Origin of the sequence: Galbibacter orientalis DSM 19592 (assembly GCF_000260115.1) — a bacterium.
Taxonomy (GTDB): domain Bacteria; phylum Bacteroidota; class Bacteroidia; order Flavobacteriales; family Flavobacteriaceae; genus Galbibacter; species Galbibacter orientalis.
The window spans coordinates 2,432,299-2,451,853 of sequence record NZ_JH651379.1; the positions used below are offsets into that span (position 1 = coordinate 2,432,299).

The following is a 19,555-nucleotide window of genomic DNA, read 5'->3' on the forward strand; positions in this document are numbered from 1 at the left end:
TATTTTTTTACTTAACATCTACGGTTGCTTTTTTTAAGACCATTTTTCTACAAAGCACATAAAATACAGGAGTAAATAGTAATCCGAACAATGTTACTCCCAACATTCCACTAAAAACTGCCGTTCCTAAAGAGCGTCTCATTTCTGCTCCTGCTCCCGTTGCTGTAACCAAAGGAATTACCCCAAGAATAAAAGCAAAGGCGGTCATTAAAATAGGTCGTAATCTTAACCTTGCAGCCTCTTTTGCCGCTTCTTGCAAACTATACCCTCTATCTTCAAGTTGCTTTGCAAATTCTACAATTAGAATAGCATTTTTACTAGCTAACCCTACTAGCACAACCAATCCAATTTGTGTTAAAATATTATTATCCATTCCCATTATTCCTACTCCAAACATTGCCGATAGTAAACACATAGGCACAATAAGAATTACAGCCAATGGCAATACCCAACTTTCATACTGAGCAGCTAATAGTAGAAAAACAAATAAAACGGCCAATGCAAAGGCTATTCCTGCTGTATTACCTGTACTTTTTTGCTGATATGCAATTTCAGTCCATTCATAATCAATACCATCTGGTAATATCTGCGCTGCTAGTTGTTCCATAGCATCCAAAGATTCTCCAGAACTATGCCCAGGAGTAGTGTTTCCTGTAAGTGCCAAAGAAGGATATAAATTGTACCGAGGTACACGTGCTGGGCCAGAAATATCTTTTAGATCTCCAACAGCACTCAAAGGAATCATATTTCCATATTTATTTCGAACTCTAATGTGCTCCAAATCCTCTGGAGTATATCTAAACTCTCCATCGGCTTGGGCGGTTACTCTAAATGTTTTCCCTTGTAGGTTAAAATCATTTACAAATGCAGAGCCCAAATAAACCTCTAAAGCGCTTGAAACTTCTTCAATTGGGACACCCAGCTTTTGAGCTTTTTCTTTATCGAGATCAAAAAATAATTGAGGCGAGCTGGTATTAAAAAATGTAAAAACATTTGTCATTGTCGGATCTTGATTAGCAGCTCCCATAAGCTCATAAGCCGATTTTAACAATTGCTCATTGCCTAATCCACCTCTGTCCTGCAACATCAATTTAAATCCACCAGCATTACCAATTCCTCTTACAGGTGGAGGTGGAATAACAATAACGTAAGCATCTGTCATCTTACTTAACGAACTAGTTAAAGACTGTTGAATCCCTTCATAGGTAACCCCTTTATCATTACGTTCTTCAAAACTTTCCAATGCAGTAAAAATTACCCCTGCATTTGATGAATTTGTAAATGTTGCCGCATCAAAACCTGTAAATGCAACCGCGTCTTTTACCCCATCAACTTTAAGTACACTGTCTATTGCTTTATTTACAACTTTGTCTGTTCTCTCTAGCGAAGAACCTGGAGGTAACTGTATTACAGTAATAAAATATCCTTGATCCTGTTCTGGAATAAACCCAGTAGGCACCTTGTAAAAAGCAAAAACAGTTAAAGCTATAAGTCCTAAATACACTAGCATCACTCCTTTTCTTATATTGATAAGTCTTGACGTTAATTGTGCGTATTTATTAGATGTCCAATCCATTAACTGATTAAACTTATCAAAGAATTTAGTTATAAAACCTTGTGCTGCAACATTAGAATGCTTAGGAGAGTCATCGTGCTTTTTCATTACTTTGGCTGCAATTGCAGGACTTAATGTAAGCGAAACAAAAACAGAAATCATGGTTGCAACAGCTATGGTTACTCCAAATTGACTGTAAAACTGACCACTAATTCCTTTTAAAAATATGGTAGGTAAAAATACAGCAACAAGCACTAGTCCCATTGCTACCAATGCTCCCCCAACTTCATTCATTGTTTTTTGAGCAGCTTGTTTTACCCCCATTCCTTCTCTAAGGTTTCGCTCCATATTCTCAACCACCACAATGGCATCGTCTACCACAATCCCTATGGCTAGTACTAATCCAAACAGTGTTAAACTATTAAGAGAATACCCTAAAGCTTGCATTACGGCAAAAGTTCCAATAAGCGAAACAGGGATTGCAAGGATTGGTATAATAGCCGCTCTCCATGTTTGTAGGAATAATATAATTACCAATACCACTAAAATTACGGCTTCGTAAATAGTTCCCCCTACTTCGTCGATTGATTGTTGAATAAACTCCGTTGGGTTGTATGCAATACGATATTCTATCCCCTCTGGAAAATCTTTTGATGCTTCTTTCATGGTATTGATCAAAGCATCTGCTGTTTCTAACGCATTGGTTCCTGGGCGCTGAAAAACTGGTAAGGCTACAGCAGGATATTTACTTAAATACCCTTTGGTAGCATAGCTTGCCGATCCTAACTCTACACGTCCAATATCTTTAACACGAACTAATGCCCCATCTTCTCCATTTCTAATAATGATATTTTCAAATTCTTCAATTGAATTTAATCTTCCTTGTGTTTGAATATTAATTTCAAAAGCGTTTTGGGTAGTTAAAGGTTGCTGATTTAAAGTTCCTCCCGCAATTTGAACATTTTGAGCTCTTAAAGCAGTTAACACCTCATTTGGTGTCATGTCCAAATTTGCTATTAAATCTGGATTCAACCAGATTCTCATGGAGTATTGATCGCCTCCAAACATTCTTACAGCTCCAACCCCATCAATTCTTGAAAGTTTATCTATAATTTGAAAATTGGCATAATTTGCAAGATATGTTTGGTCATAAGTCTCTTCTGGAGATATTAAATGGATAACCAACATAAGGTCGGGAGCACTTTTTTGTGTTGTAATTCCCAATCGTCTTACGGGTTCTGGCAATCTAGGTTCTGCAATGGCCACACGATTTTGCACCAATACTTGGGCATTATCTACATCTACCCCTTGTTTGAAAGTGATTGTTAATTCCATAACACCATCATTTGTAGCTTGAGATGCCATGTATATCATTCCTTCAACTCCATTAATTTCTTGTTCCAAAGGCGTTGCCACCGTTTTGGAAATCGTTTCTGTGCTAGCTCCAGGATAGGTTGCCCTCACTACTACTGTTGGAGGAGCTACTTCTGGATACTGTGAAACAGGTAGCGAAAAATACGCCAATCCACCAACTATCATTAATATAATAGATATCACGATTGACAATATTGGACGCTCTATAAAAGTATGCGTGAATTTCATTTTATTTTCTTTATATTTTTATTGGATTTTGACAAAAAAAGAGCCTCCCTCAAATCAAAAAATATGATAAGAGGCTCTTTTACAGATGATTAAAAATTAGCTTTTTAACTAAGTCCTTTTAACCATCAAAAAAACAACTACATGAGAGTTATTGAAATTTACTTATAGGCCACACTTTTAGTGTTTTGTTGAATTTTAAAATTATCTTCTGAAGGAGCTACCTTCATACCTGGTCTAATTTTTAAAAGATTTCCAGTAACAATTTTATCATCCAAAGTAAGTCCTTCTTTCACTATTCGGTACTTCATTTTAAAAAGTTTCCCTAGTTTAATAGGCTTAGCATGCACCGTGCTATCTTCAGCAATTACATACACTACTTTATTGGATTGATTAGAACTTATAGCTTCTTCTGGGATTAAAATTGCTGAGGAATTCCCCTTCATAAGTCGTAGTCTCCCAAACATTCCAGATTCTATTTTTAGATCTTCATTATCAAAAACTGCGCGCCCTCTAATGGTTCCTGTATTTCTATTAACTTCATTATCAACAAAATCCAGCACCCCTGCTCTGCTATATTCTCCCTCTGTTGAAAGTTTTACTGCTACTGGGGTATTAGAATTGCTATTATAATTAACAAAATCGTTTTCACTTCCTTCAAAATAAAAGTGAATAGGATTAATTTTCACAATGGTAGTTAACGGAGTGGCATTGGCAACACCTCCAGTTACATAATTTCCAGCATCTATAAAGTCGTCACTAATTTTCCCACTAATAGGCGCCTTAATTTCTGTATAGCTTAGATTAAGTTTAGCCTGCTCTAGTCGTGCATTGGCAGCCATTAATTGTGCCTCTGAAGATTTAGCAATTTGTTTACGTTGTTCTACTTCTTCTAAAGATACCGCACGAGAATCTTTAACCGATTCTATTCTGTTGTAATCACTTGTGGTTCGGTTAAGATCGGCTTCGGCTCTTAATTTTTCGGCTTCGGCTTGTTTTAATTCAATATAAAATGGCCTTTGATCGATTACAAAAAGTACTTCTCCTTTTTTTACAATATCCCCATCTTTAAAATTTACCGATTCGATATACCCGTTTACACGTGAACGAACCTCAACTCTTTCAGATGCAGCAAAACGCCCAATATATTCGTCCCAATCATCTACAGAGTTTTGAACAGGATGAACAAATGGAGTTGCCATTAATGCATTCCCTCCATGTTCTGCAGCTTTAGAATCGCTACAAGAATGGATGGCAAATACAAGTACTGCAAGCAAGGGGACTCCAAACACTATTTGTATTAATTTACTTCTCTTTTTCATTTTTTGGATTTTTTTAGTTGTTTTTAATTATAATTGACCGGTCGTCTATTACTAGTTAAAAAAAATTATTTTAAAATAAGAGTTTTCAAAAAGTATAAAAAATTGTTTAGTGGATCTGCACATTTGTTTTCTTTCATAGAAGTAAGCATTCCTTTGTAAGCATCTTCCATAAAATCTACAATTTTAGCGGCGTCTATATTCTTATCAATACTACCGTCTATTTGCGCTTCCTTTACTACATCAACAATTATTTCTCTAGTTTTTTGTTCTTCATGAACAATAGTAGTTCTAATACTTTCACTATGTTCGGCCATTTCTAAACCTATATTACAACCCATACAACCCAAAGAACAATTTAATTGATCTCTCACTATGGTAACTCTATGATTATAATAATTGAATAGCCTTTCTACAGCAGGAATGTTTTCATGACTAAGAACTTCAATAGTAGCTGCCCTTTTTAATGAAAAATACCGTTGCAATGCATGAACTGTGAAATCCTCTTTAGATTTAAAATAAAAATAAAAAGACCCTTTCGGAACATCCGCAGCCGATACAATATCGTTTACGCTTGTTCCGTTATACCCTTTAGACCATAAAATATTAAGACCTTTGTCTAAAAGGTAATCTGCCTTATCTCTATTTTTAACTGTTGCTGACAACTATTCTAATTTGAAGGAGCAAATATATGACCAGTCGTCTACAAAATCAAACATTGTGATGTTAAATTTATGCAAATAAAAACAATTTACTGATTACAAGTGTTTTACATCGTAAAACTAAGGACTCTTCCCCCTAACTATTTTAATAGAATTAATAAATATTTATAAGATGCCTCAAACTATAGTTTTATTACTATCTCACTTTCTTTTTCTGAAAGAGGAATTTTATAAGCTCCATTATCCATTTTAAAAGGAAGATTTACATTTTTATTACTTTGTAAAAAAGCTGTAGGAGTATAATCATTTTTGGGATTTAGATATAGTCTTACTTCCTTTTCTTTTTCATTATAGCCTACCTTATTAATACTTCCAGCATCTAGAGTAATTAGTAACCCTTCTGGAGCTATAAAAACTTTATTTTTAGCGGCTGTAGTTAACATCATTTCTACCTTATCTTTATTGCTTTTAATATTTCCACCAAAAGAAACCCAACCAAAATCGGCTGTTTTAGTTAAATAAGAAGTAGAATTAATAGCATACCCAAAAAACCCAGAACCATAATCGCCCGACAGGTAATCAATTTCCAAAGTTTGCGGAAACGAATGAAAAGCTGCTGGACCAAAACCATCTTTAGTAATATTAGAAATTCCTCCTAACAAACCTCCATATCCCACTTTTAGAAGATGAAAATCGTCTGGAGAGTTTTGATACGCTTTTAACACTGGAATGGCATTTAAAGCCGATCCATAATGATGTATTTGTCGTTCTACTCTCGACAATTTTCCTCCGTAAAGAAAATCCCAATACCGCCTTGCATTTCCATTATATGCCCAGTGTGGCATGGTAGGCATGTATGCTAGCACTGCATTTAAGGTAATTGCAGCTTTTTCTGTATACCCAAAATAATCGGACCACATAAACACTTCTTCTTGCCCCGTTGAATCCCAAGGCATTTCACTTCCGAAGGGATAATTTAATGACTTCCAATGATCGGCACGTTCTTTCATCTTAAATTCTAAATTCTCGGCTAAATCATTAATTCCTTCCCGTTTTAAATCTTTTAAAACATTCAAAAAAACAGTCCCCTCCATTTGTCCGAATTGTGCATAATACGGAGCTAACTCTGTCATTGCTATAGCTGTATGATATGCTTGTTTTAAATACCAATCCCACGGCTTATTTTCCACTAAACCTGTATGATATCGAGCCAAACGATACATTACCCAATAAGCAGCTGTTACATGCGGATAATTATACGATCTCCCAGGATCGTTAGCGTGTTTATGATTCCAAGCAGCCCATGTTTTATAATTAATGGTATCATTATAAGTTCCTTTAGGCATGCTATCTGGTTCATAATAGAAAACACTTTTTTTAACTCCATATTTATTTTCACCCTCTGCATATTGTATAGTACCCCATAAAGTTTTATGTACAAATTCTGATAGTTTGTCTATTTCCTCCTTATCTGGTTGTACATACTGCTTCATCATTGCTGCCAACCAGCTTCCAGCTCCCCCCTCGTCGCTCAAGCCTGCAATCCATGCTCGGCTATCTTGAGTTACTTGCTTTTTTGCTTCATAATCATAAGATATTACCGAAGGATTACGATTAAAAGGATCTTCTTCATTGTCAAACCACTGCTCAGTTGTTAAAAAATGACCAAAATCTGCTATTACTTCCGCTTCCGACTTAATTATTTTATAATTTATAGTTTGCTGTTTTCCATCTTCATAATCAATAGTTATACGAGCTCTACCCCATTGTTGTCCATTGACTTGATATGCAACATAACCACTTTTTAATTGCTGCTTTTTTTCAATAGAAATTGCTCCCTGAGGCTCAACTGCTATATTTTTTATTTTTGAAGAATTTTTAATGAATAATTGTCCGTTTACATTCTTTGGCAACACATATCCTGGAACACCAACAGCTGTTGGCATTTTATGATCGATAAGAGATTGTTGAACATTTTTAATGCTTTTTGCCAATACAAATTTTACCGCAAAGTCTTTTTCTTCATCTGGTTTTAACAGTATCGATGTGGGCTTATTCCATTGCTGTACACCTTTCCATTGATTTACTGCATAGGCTTTACTCAAAGACATCCATTCATGAAATCCTTCAAAAACTATGCTTCTCCGAGTGGGGTCGTCCAACAAAGGTCTGTATGCCTCAAAAGGCATATTCTCTTCGGGGAGTACCAATAAAGCGGAACCTTTTCCGCTTAAATGCTTAACTTCCAAATACCCTGCATCCATTCCAATATAAGGGTCGAAAAACACATTATCTGCATGAGCTTCATCTAATGATTTTCCTTCTAAAATATTATTGAAAATCATTGGAACTCCCAAAGCTCCAATTTCCAATGGCGCATCACTTGTATTTTTTAAGACAAAACGCAGTATTAAATTCCCGTTATCCTCTTCATAATAACGTTTAATATTTACAGGAAGTTCTTCCGGAAAAGTATTGGTCATATCCGAAGCCATTAAAACATTTCCTTTAACAGAAAGTTTTTCCACAGGCTTTCTTTTATAAGCTGATGAATAATTTACCCAATCTCCTTGTGTATTTTTCAGCGTTAAATTAAGATCTCCAAGATGATACAAACTGTCCTTATCTCGAATTTCTAATCTTTCCCCGGGAGTAAAATCAAAATTGGCATCTGCTACAGGATATAAACCAGCTACTGTTTGTGAAGTTTTTACCAATTTTAAATTAAATTCTGATGTTTTTACTTCTATAAAACCATTTTCTAATCCTAGGCTAGAAGGCTTCTTGACAATATTATTCCAATATTCCTGAGAATGTCCTTCAAAAGAAAAAAATACTAATAATAAGAGAATAAAATTATATTGTGAACGAGGGTTTATCATTTGTTTATGCGTTTGGTTAATGTATTAAAAAACATACATAGCTATGAGTTCTTTGGGTATTTAAGTTCTTGCTCTACCCTAATTATAAATTTCAGGTTACTTTAATGTAACATCTAAATAAACAGAATACCTATTGTAAGTATCATAAAAAGGTTTGTAAGTAATTCCATCAATTATAAATTCTAATTTTTCAGGATCTCCAGAAATATCCTTTCCTATCTCGTTTTTATCAAACGTAACCTTACGCCATTCTGTACGGGGTTCAGACTCTTGAGCAACAAGTAAAATAGGACCATAAAATAAACTAGCTATATTTTGTTGATCCATTATTGATTCTAAATGAAACTGAAATGGCATTTTTAATTCCACAGTATCCCCGTCTTTCCAAGTACGATTTAAGGTTAGGTAACTTCCAGGAATAGCTTCTACTTTTTCCTCTTTTCCATTAATCTTCACTATAAAACCTTTGGTAGCCCAATTTGGTACACGAACTTTCAAATCAAATTTTCCATTACCATTAATAGTTAGTTGTGTAAAATCTTCTTTCGGGAAAGCAGTTTTTTGTGTAATTGTTAGCTTTTTTTCCGCCCAATGTAAAGTTGATGGCACATATAGATTTACATAAAGCGCGTCATTTTCTACACTTTTAAAATAAATAGAATTTTGAAGTTTTGTACTACTTTCTATAGCTGTACCGTTACAACAAGTAAACCCTTTCATATCTGGATTTCCAAAATGCTTTACAGAACCTGGTCTTAATGGAACATGGTATGTATTTGCTGGAGTTTTCTCTGCTACAGACGCTAGAATATGATTATATAAACCGCGTTCATAATAATCCATGTATTCGGCTCTTTGATCAAAAAGAAACAAGTTTCTCGTTAATTTAAGCATGTTATAGGTAGCACACGTTTCATTTTGCCCTCCTGCTGATAATCCATTTTCATATATAGTTGCTGGTTGTGAGATAAAACATTCTGCATTTGCTGGGTTTCGTGCTCCTGCAACTCCACCAATACTATACATATAATCGTTTTTGCTTTTAAACCAAAAGTTATCGGCTATACGGTAATATTCGGCTGTATTGGAATCTCTATACATTTCTATGGCTCCCACAATTTGAGGAATGTGTTGATTGGCGTGAAGTCCTCTAAAAGTATCTACGTTCTTTGCTAGTCCGTTTGAATGGTTAGCATCGCCATAAAACACTTTAATATTATCAAATAATTGTGCCACTTGTAAGTATTTCTCTTCATCTGTTAACCTATATAAACGAGCCATTACTTCATTCATTCCTCCAAACTCTCCCGCAATATATCTATTCCACATACTAATCAGCGTTTCTGTTGGCAGTTCATTTAAACGAGCATAGACCCAACTCCCCATTCCTTCTGCAACTTCTAGTGCCTTTTTGTTTCCACTTACTTCATAAATATCTAATAAACCTGCAAGTATTTTATGTAGGGTATAATAAGGAGCCCAAACTTGGGTTTGTTGTCCTCCATAGGTAGCTCCATTTTCTAGCATAATAAATTGATCTGGCGGATATGCACTTATAAAGCCTTCTCCCCAGTTCCAATAATCGGTTCGAATTCCATCTTCACTTAAATCAGAATCATAGTTTGATTTTCCTGGTCCAGGAGGAACTTCTGTTGGATTAGCCACATAGGAACCATCTTTTGTTTTTGGATTTCCAGACATTTGAGCTAATTTGTACAAAGTATTTACCATATACTCCATCTTATCGGCAAAGTTATTTTGGAGCGATTTATCGTACCCCGTACTTGCATATGCCTGTGCAATTGCTGTGAGGTAATGCCCAGTTGCATGTCCGCGTAATTTAGTTTCCTGAGAATCCCATACTCCCAATGGCTCGGCAGCATCTGGTTGCGGCTGACCAAAAGTGTTTCGGAACATATATAAAAAAGCATCTGGATTTGTTTGAGCAAGAGTGCTTATAAACTTATCACGATTTTCAATAAATTTAGATTCATGACCATGAGTATCTACATCTAGAGAAACCTCATCTAACTCAAAAGCCTCTAAAGTTTTATCTGGTGTTGCAGATATTTTTGCATCTTTTACTGTAACAATAGCCTTAGGTTTTAAATTTGTTCCTGCAACACATCCTATTACCGTATAACTACCTGGTTTCTTAACCTCACTATTGTCTTTTGGCGCAGGCCAAATTACTCTAGCTTTTTCATTTTTTATTCCATTTCTATACACTCCTTTTACATAACGAGGTAAACGAGGTAGGTAACCTACTACAGTTTCTACTTCAATATCTGGCACACTTGTTAAGTATTCGTTATAAAGTTGTGGGGTTGTTTCTGAAAAAATTGGTAGATTATCATCAGGTTCTTCACGTTCGTTTACAACAGATTCCCCATCAGATAACGCATTTTTATATATTCTAGCTACTTGTTTTTCACTCAAAGGGATTCTATAAATTCTAAAATCGTATAATTTAGCATCGAGATAGGATTTAGATGACACCGATTTTCCTATATAAAATTTATTATTTTCTCCTGAATTATTATCGAACAACTCGGCTAGTATAACCTCAACATTTTCAGTTTCTTTTACCAACTTTCCATTTACATAGGTAGCAATAGTTTTTGAAGGAATATTAATAGTAACAGCCACATGATTCCATTCGTTTACTTTTACTCCAGATGAAAGTGTTTGGTACATAGCTCCTTTGGCTGTTGTTATTTCTGCAACCAAGCCATCATTCTCTTTAGTTCCTGTAGGTGCTACAAAAAAATGTGCTTTGTTGCTTTCCCCAAAGTCAAAAAAATACTGATTTGCATTAGAAGAAGTTAGGTATAACCAACTTGTTATACTTATAGATTCCTCATTAGCAACAGTCCCTTTTGGAAGTTCTATATAATTTTTACCTTTTTCTGATAATGAAAGTACTTTCCCAAACTTACTATCATCTACAAATTGAAATCCATCACCATGAATTTCTCCATGTAAATTATTTCTAGACCAATCTTTTGCATCTCCATTAAAAACATAACGGGCAATTAATCCTGTTTCTCCAATTCCATCAAGAATCTGATCCCCACTTTGCGCTAATACTTTTGATGTACTTAAGGTTAAAAAAACTAACATTGTACATAGTAATAATTTGTATGTTTTCATCTATTTTAATTTTCTCAATTAATTGTTTCTAGTGTTTTAATTATTTCGATAGAACAGTCTAAATAAACTTTCTAAAAAGGTTTAAAAGATTCTAATTGTATATTTCATCCCAAGAAGGAGGATCTACTTCTAATAATTTTTTCACAAAGAAATCCTTACGTTTTTTATCTCCAAATGTTCCTCCAGATGAATGTCCCATTCCTGGAACTACCACTAATTCGAAATTTTTTCCTGCTTTAATTAAAGCATTTGCAAACTGATATGTTGAAGCAGGGTCCACATTATCATCTACCTCCCCAACAATCAACATTAGATCTCCTTCCATTTGGGTTGCATTTTCAATATTTGAACATGCTGCATATTGAGGCCCAATTGGGAATCCCATCCACTGCTCGTTCCACCAAATTTTATCCATACGGTTATCATGGCAACCACAAGAAGCTACTGCCACATCATAAAAATCAGAATTAAAAACTAAGGCTGCACCTGCATTCTGTCCGCCTGCAGAAGTTCCTCTAATTCCAACTTTTTCAATATTCATATATGGATATTTCTTTGCTGCTGCTTGCATCCATAATTTTCTATCAGGAAAACCTGCATCTTTAAGATTTTTCCAACAAACATTATGAAAAGCTTTGGAACGATTGGAGGTCCCCATACCATCTATTTGAACCACAATAAAGCCCAGCTCTGCCAAAGAAGACATCGACCAATAATAACTTTGAAAACTTTTTGGCACAAAAGAATCATGAGGTCCCGCATAAATGTATTCAATAATTGGGTATGTTTTTGAAGGATCAAAATTTGTTGGACGAACTATAATTCCCCAAATATCGGTTTTCCCGTCTCTTCCTTTTGCATTAAAAACTTCGGGAGACTTCCATCCAGTTGCTAAAAGTTCTGAAATATCAGCTTTTTGCAATTCTTTTATTATTTCACCTTTTTGATTTTTCAATAAAGTAACAGGTGGCATATCTACCCTTGAATATTGGTCTACATAATATTGATAATCATCTGAAAAACTTACCTTATGATTTCCATTTTCCTCAGTATATCTTTTAAAGTTTTTTCCATTAAAATCAATGCTACAATAGTGTTTAAAATATGGATCTTGATCTTGATCTAAACCACTTGCAATAAAATAAATACGCTTGTTTTCTTCATCTACTTTTACCACTTCCCGTACTGGCCACTTCCCTTTTGTTATTTGGCGAATTACTTTTCCAGTTTTTGCATCATATAAATATAAATGATTCCAGCCATCTCTTTCGGATGCCCAAATAATCTGTGCTCCATCGCTAGTATCATATCGATATTTTTTTTCGCTATAATCAATAAAAGTTGGGCTCGTCTCATTAATAATTACCTGTACTTTTCCAGTAGTTGCATCAACAGAAATCACCCTATATTTTTGGTGTCCGCGCTCATTATATTCAAACCTAAAAGCACCACTGTCTTCTAGCCATTGTATAGTTCCTAAATGAAATTGTTGCTGAAACTCATCTGTAGGAATTCTTATATGCTTTTTTGATGCAATCAAAAATAACTGCGGACTCCTAAATGCAACTTGATCTCCTGGTTTTAAATAATCTCTCGATTGTAGCTTTGGCTGCAACTGATCTGTAGGACTAGACTCCACAAAATAAATCTTATGATCTTCTGCTGGACGTAATTTGTAAGCCATAATTTTCTTACCATCTGGAGCCCATTTTATTTGCCATGAATAGTAATAACCATTAGACCCATCATAACTCAGCTGAGTTTCTTCCTCCGTCTTAATGTTTTTTATATATAAATTGTAATTCTTAACATATGCAGTATACTTCTTATCTGGAGAAACTACTGGTTCCCCTTCCCGTTCATCATCTTTACTTCCCCAGTAATGCTGGCGATTGCTCTTTTCTAAAGTATCTAAAACCGTTAAGGTATAATCGGATAGGTTACATTTAACTTTGAGACTATCGGTATTAAATAAGACAGAATTTTGTTCTGTATTAAACTCTAAATCTGTTATAGCAATCTTCCCACTGGTAATTGTACCTTCTGTTAAAATTGATAAACTCTTAGCCATTCTCTCATGGTCAAAAGCCAATTCTTGGGAACTGCTTAAAGCGTTTACTTTTATATACTCTTTTCCTTGTGGCGTATTATTTACATACCAAAATAATTGATTGTTTTGCCAATAAAAAGCAGTTGGAGTATTGTATGTTTTGTTTTTAAACAATGTGTCTACAGCAATAGATCTTTTGTAATCTTTCAATGTTCCTTGTGCAAAGGAGAATAAAGAATTAAAAAGTGTTATAAACACACATATTTTACAGAGGTAGGTTTTCTTACTATACATAAGTATAAAACTATACATAAAATATGCCTTTTAGTTGAAGAATATTACCAGAATATCATACTATCTTATCCGTTAAAAGATAAAACTACGATTTACAATGGTATTTTGGTATTAAGAAATAATGGAAACCACAAGAACACCCTAACTATTATAAGTAAAAATTAGCTAATTGTAGTATTATATTACCCTAAATAGTATATTTATACGTTATTATGACTAATATTGTTTAATTAGTTATATTATTATGAAAGTACTCCCCTTTAAAATACCTAAACCAGAACAAGAAGCACTGGTATATCAAGAAGATCATGAAGTTTATTTTTACGATCAACTCCATCAACATGAAGAAATTCAGATAAGTTTTATTAAAAAAGGAAGCGGTTCCTTAATTGTTGGAGACTCCATAAACACCTATAATAAAAATGATATTTTGGTTATAGGTGGAAGCATCCCCCACGTTTTTAAGAGTGATGTTGAGGCAGCTCCAGAATCTATTATGTATACTTTATTTTTTACAAAGCATGCTTTTGGAAATAACTTTTTTCAAATAAGCGACATGGAAGCTACCAAAGATTTTTTTAGACCTGCAGAATATGGTATGAAAATTTCTAAAAATCATAATAAAATCATTAGAGTTTTTAATAAACTACAAAATCAAAATAAAATACAACGTATTGCTTCATTACTGAAAATTATAAATCAGATTATTGAAACTGAATACACGCCTCTTTCTTCTTTTGTATATGAGAAAAATTATACAGATGATGAAGGAAAACGTATGAGAGCTGTATTTGAACATGCTATGGAAAATTACCACAATCAGATAACTTTAGAGGAGGTAGCAAATATTGCTAATATGACTAAAAACGCATTTTGTAGGTATTTTAAAAAGCGTACCAATAAAACTTTTTTTCAATTCTTAATAGAAATACGTATTGAAAATGCCTGTAAATTACTTTATCGAAACAAAGAAATGTCTATTACAACCATTTCTGAATTATGTGGTTTTCAAAATATTACAAATTTCAACAGAAAATTTAAAGAGCTTAAAGGCACTACGCCATCTCAATATAGAGCTCAATAAATAAACTTGATAAGTTTACGAGGAAATCAACTACCTCGAGGCAAGCCTACGAGGTATTCAGAGGAAACAAATTAAATCCATTTCGATACAGAGCCCTTAGATAAACTCAGGACAAGCTCTGGGGAATTAAACCCTCAATGAGGGATTAAAAAAGGCGAATGATAAAATCATCCGCCTTTTCCTTTGGTGTAAAAATAAACTAACTAAATCTAATATGAAGACTAATAGCCAGGATTTTGTTTTAAGTTTGTATTGGTATTTAGTTCTTCTAATCCAATAGGAAATATAATGGTATGATCTCCTTGTGGAGTATGATTATACCAGTTTTTGGTTTGAAAAACTCCAAAGCGAATTAAATCGGTTCTTCTATGAGCTTCCGCAGCAAATTCCCAGCCCAATTCATCTAAAAAGCGACCATATTGAACAGGAGATTGATCTCCAGGAGCATCAATACTTCCATCTTCTGCTAGTGTTCCATATTCTACAGTGGTATCTGCTTCCAATTCTGCACCAGTTACAGTAGCATCTGCTGGATTATCAAAAGAACGCATTCGCACCTCGGTTACAATTTGAGCTGCAACACCACTTTGACCAGTTCTTAATAAACTTTCAGCTTTCATCATTAAAACTTCTGTATATCTTAAAAAAGGAAAATCGTTATTCAACGCTCCGGTTGCTCCTGGTTCAATTTCATATTTTGCACAACGAAATCCTTCAGTAAAGGTACAGTCGTAAATACTTGGCATCTCTTTTACTAAAGTCATTACAACACTCCCATCTTTAGCATTTAATTGGTCTCCCATTAACCAAGTATCGGATAAACGTTTATCTGTTGCTTCGTAGCTATCTATAAATTGCGGATTACAACTTGAACCTCCCCAAGGCTGTGATTCCATATCAAACACCAATCTATGATCTGGCAATAACATTTTCATATGCGCATTCCATTCTGCAGCATAAATTTGATCATAAGGAACTGCAAAAACCATTTCAGGATTTCCTTCATTTTGAGCACTAAAAATATCTCGGTAATTAGCAGAAAGGCTATATTTTTTACTATTTATAATTTCATTACAAGCAGCAATACATTTATCCCATTGCGGCGTTCCTGTATATACTTCGGCATTTAGATATACCTCTGCCAACACATGGTATGCAGCCCATTTTGTCATCCGTCCATAAGTTGACTGATCTACGGTTTCAGATAGTGAAGGAATCACCTCAGTTAATTCGGAAACTATAAAATTGTAAACTTCTTCTCGGTTACTCTGCACTGGTAATTCATCACTATAGCTTGCTATAATAGGCACATTTCCGTGAGTATCTATTAACATTGAATAATACAAGGCTCTTAAAGCTCTCATTTCGGCAACAATATTAGCAGCTTGTTCTTCAGAAACTGGTAATCCTCCAGATTCAATTTGTAGAATCACTCTGTTTGCACTATTGATACCGTTAAAACACGTTATCCAAGAATTTCTAGGCTGGTACTGCGTATTATCCCATTTATGAAAATGCATTCTCTTATAAGTTCCTCCATCATCCCAACCGTTTGGTCTTGTAGGAGTTACAAACATATCTGCAGGCTCTTCTTGCACATCAAAATAACCCTGCCACCCCATAATATATCTTAAAGGAGTGTATGCTGAAGCCATTACAGCCACAATATCTGTTTCTGCAGGAACAAAAGAATCTTCTGTTACCTCTGAAAAAACCTCTTCATCAAGATTTGTACATCCTACAAAAGTAAAACCTGCTACTAATGCGAACATCCAAAATTTTATCATAAATGAAGTCATATAATTTATTTTTCTATTATTCATCGTTTAAAATTTTATAATGTGAAATTAATTCCTAGTGTAAATGTTCTGGTAGATGGATATTTATCCCTTTCATCATTTCCAGGTGCAAGTCCGTCTCTATTAACCTCAGGATCAATCCCCTTATAACTAGTAAAAGTAGCTAGGTTTAATCCTGAAAAATAGATTCGGAAACTGTCTGTAAACTTTAAAGCATCCTTAGGTAAAGTATATCCTAAAGTAACATTATCAATTTTTAAGAAATCTCCATCTTCAACATAATAACTTACATAACGCTGCACATCGTTTAAAACTGCTTTTCCATACACCTCATCAAATGCAGAATCTAGCACATTGTAATTTACTGTAGGGTTCTCGTAAAACATTCTTGAAAAATTAAGTATTTGATAATCAAGCGCTCCACGTAAATTCATATTAAAATCCCAGTTTTTATATCTTACTGTGTTATTCCAACTATAATAAGCGGTTGGCAAACCATTTCCAAGAATTTGTCTATCCTCGGTAGTAGCTTCTGTAGCAGGAATAATTCTTCCGTCAGGAGTTTCTATAAGAAAAACCCCATCATCTGTAATATCTACACTTTTAAGTCCAAAGAAATTCCCAATAGGTTCCCCTTCTTTTACTCGATGTGTTTCTATTTGGATTGGTTCTCCAGTATATCCTTGATCAAAAAAATCATTAGTCAACTGGAATTCATCATTAGATAAAGAAACTACTTTATTGGTATTTGTAGAATACGTTAAATTAGCAGTCCATGTAAAGTTTTCTGTTTCAAATGGAGTTACATTCAGTAAAAATTCCAACCCTGAATTTTCAAGTTCCGCCACATTTGCTGCTATAGTTCCATAAAAATAAGGAGGTGTTGGTACGCTATAATCAAACAATGCTCCTTCTGTTCTTCTTTGATAATAATCTACAGAACCACTAATACGATTGTTTAAAACTCCAAAATCCAATCCAAAGTTTAACTCTTTCTTCTTTTCCCAGCGTAAATTTGGATTTGCATTTCTAGAAGGCACTAATTCTCTAATCCACTCTCCATTGTTTAAAAAGTAGTCGCCATAAGTTAATCCACTAAGCGATTGGTAATTTGAACCTGCATTAATTCCAGTAATACCATAACCTGCACGAAGCTTTAAGTTATCAATCCAGTCAACATTTTCCATAAACTCTTCTTGATCTATACGCCATCCAGCGGAGATCCCTGGGAAATTACCCCATTTATTGTCTTCTCCAAATCGAGAAGAACCTTCATGACGGATACTTGCTAACAACAAATAACGGTCGTCATAATTATAAGTTACCCTTCCAAAAAAGGCTATTAATTTATCTGAGTTTTTATAACTACTCATGCCTGCTTCTCCAAGCTGTAGACCTTGCCCAGAACCAATATTATTATAAGAAAAACCATCTGTTGGGAAACGTCTGTTGGTTGCCCAAAAGCCTTCGTTTACATTATCTTCATAATTATAACCCGCTAAACCTGTAACGGTATGTTTTCCAAAAGTTTGTTTATAATCGAGGGTTAATTGTCCATAATTTCCTCTATAATCGTCTGTCCCTCTGGAAGCAAAACCATCTTGACCATATTTTACAGTCGACACATGATTTTTAGTTTGGTAGAATCCACGAATGTTTGAATTTCCTTTTCGTGTATACAATCCTTTCAACGTAAAATTATCATTAAAATCATAACTCATACTAAAATCAAAACGAACATTTCTATAACGATTCTCCCCTATTGTTTCTTGAATATAACCAACAGGATTATCATAGAAATAAACATCTCTTTCAAACCAATTACCATTATCATCATAAACGGGCTCAGTAGGGTTACGTATAATGGCCTGTCTATATATGTACGGATCAAAACTGGTACCATCTCCAAGAGCGTTGTAGACCTGCTCACTCGCAATCATGGCAACATTTGTTTTCAATTTATTATCAAACATTGCATGGTTTACACTAATACGACCCGTATATTTTTCGGTCTCCGACTTGTCGAAAATTCCTTCTAAATCTCTATAGTTAATAGATGCTGTAATATTAGTAGCATCATTTCCACCTCTAAAAATTAAGTTATGAACTTGACTTACGGCGTCTCTAGTAATCTCGTCCAGCCAATCGGTATCGTGACCAAAATCTTGTAAGTTTGCGCCAACAAAAGTATATCCTTCAGCATATTTTTGTCTTAATTCTCCTGCATCCAAAAAGTCCATTTGTCTTGCAATGGTAGACAAAGAAGAATATCCATTGTATTCTATAGAAGGCTTTGCATTATAATTTCCTTTTTTGGTAGTAATAATAATAACTCCATTAGTTCCACGAGTTCCATATATTGCTGTAGCAGAACCATCTTTTAAAACGTCTATCGACTCAATATCCTCTGGCGCTACAGTACCTAAACTCCCCGGCACTCCATCTACCAATACCAATGGATTTGTACCCCCGCTTAAGGAGGAAGTTCCTCTTAATTTTATTTGGGAGCTCTGTGTAGGATCTCCAGAAGGGGCAGATACTGTTAAACCTGCAACTTTTCCTTGTATAAGTTGTGCAGCATCTTTTACATTACCCTGTACAAAGTCTTCCGACTTTACAGTGGCCACGGCACTGGTTACATCTGCTTTCTTTTGAGTTCCATAACCTATTACTACTACTTCATCTAGTTCTTGAAGGTTCTCTTTAAGTGTAATATCAAAAGTAGTTTCTGTTCCTACTTTTACTTCTGAATTTGTAAAACCTATGTAAGAAATTACAATCGCTGCATTTGAAGATGCAACCGACATTTCGAATTCACCATCAAAATTAGTCACAACACCATTTGAGGTATTTTTTTCTGCCACAGAAGCTCCGGCAATTGGTATTCCTTGTTCATCTCTTACAATTCCATTAATTTGTTGTTGCGCCAACGAAACAAATGAGGTTAAAAGAAAAAATAGTGTAAAAAGCAGTTTTGGAATACCAAAATTTATTCCAGCTTTTACCCTATGAGGGAAGTTAGTTTGTTCCATAATACATGTTTTTCTAGTTAGAATTTAGTTTTGGATTAGCTATATATTTGAAGTAAAGCACTTCATATATATTTAGTGTCTTTATTACACTTGTAAAATTATAACTAAAAAAAATGTTAAATATCT

The 19,555-nt window shown here is 34.4% G+C and carries 9 protein-coding genes; 1 reads left to right on the forward strand and 8 read right to left on the reverse strand.

Annotated features, from left to right (window positions below):
• Positions 1-7 precede the first annotated feature (7 nt).
• The 6 genes from JOOMADRAFT_RS10670 to JOOMADRAFT_RS10695 form a co-directional block, all read right to left on the reverse strand.
• Complete coding sequence (locus JOOMADRAFT_RS10670; RefSeq protein WP_008613268.1) at positions 8-3,157, reverse strand: efflux RND transporter permease subunit; 3,150 nt, start codon at positions 3,155-3,157, stop codon at positions 8-10.
• Positions 3,158-3,315: 158 nt separating this feature from the next.
• Positions 3,316-4,476, reverse strand: coding sequence for an efflux RND transporter periplasmic adaptor subunit (locus JOOMADRAFT_RS10675; protein ID WP_008613269.1), 1,161 nt, complete (start codon positions 4,474-4,476; stop codon positions 3,316-3,318).
• A gap of 65 nt (positions 4,477-4,541) precedes the next feature.
• A complete protein-coding gene (locus JOOMADRAFT_RS10680; RefSeq protein ID WP_008613270.1) occupies positions 4,542-5,138 on the reverse strand; it encodes a TetR/AcrR family transcriptional regulator in 597 nt (198 codons plus the stop codon).
• Between the two features lie 179 nt (positions 5,139-5,317).
• Positions 5,318-8,017: a DUF5695 domain-containing protein gene (locus JOOMADRAFT_RS10685; RefSeq protein WP_008613271.1), complete on the reverse strand. Its 2,700-nt coding sequence runs from the start codon at positions 8,015-8,017 to the stop codon at positions 5,318-5,320.
• 96 nt (positions 8,018-8,113) lie between these two features.
• Positions 8,114-11,170 carry a beta-L-arabinofuranosidase domain-containing protein gene (locus JOOMADRAFT_RS10690; protein ID WP_008613272.1) on the reverse strand — a complete coding sequence of 1,019 codons (3,057 nt, stop codon included), beginning with the start codon at positions 11,168-11,170 and terminating at the stop codon, positions 8,114-8,116.
• A 91-nt stretch (positions 11,171-11,261) separates the two neighbouring features.
• Entirely contained in the window at positions 11,262-13,532 is a 2,271-nt protein-coding gene (locus JOOMADRAFT_RS10695) for a S9 family peptidase (RefSeq protein WP_008613273.1), read from the reverse strand.
• A 226-nt stretch (positions 13,533-13,758) separates the two neighbouring features.
• Here JOOMADRAFT_RS10695 and JOOMADRAFT_RS10700 point away from each other — a divergent pair, with 226 nt between their 5' ends.
• Positions 13,759-14,598, forward strand: coding sequence for an AraC family transcriptional regulator (locus tag JOOMADRAFT_RS10700; RefSeq protein ID WP_008613275.1), 840 nt, complete (start codon positions 13,759-13,761; stop codon positions 14,596-14,598).
• Between the two features lie 221 nt (positions 14,599-14,819).
• Here JOOMADRAFT_RS10700 and JOOMADRAFT_RS10705 read toward each other — a convergent pair whose 3' ends face one another.
• Entirely contained in the window at positions 14,820-16,421 is a 1,602-nt protein-coding gene (locus JOOMADRAFT_RS10705; RefSeq protein ID WP_157136674.1) for a RagB/SusD family nutrient uptake outer membrane protein, read from the reverse strand.
• Positions 16,422-16,432: 11 nt separating this feature from the next.
• The gene (locus tag JOOMADRAFT_RS10710; protein WP_008613279.1) at positions 16,433-19,429 is read right to left on the reverse strand and encodes a SusC/RagA family TonB-linked outer membrane protein; all 2,997 of its coding nucleotides are present in this window, start codon (positions 19,427-19,429) and stop codon (positions 16,433-16,435) included.
• Positions 19,430-19,555 lie beyond the last annotated feature (126 nt).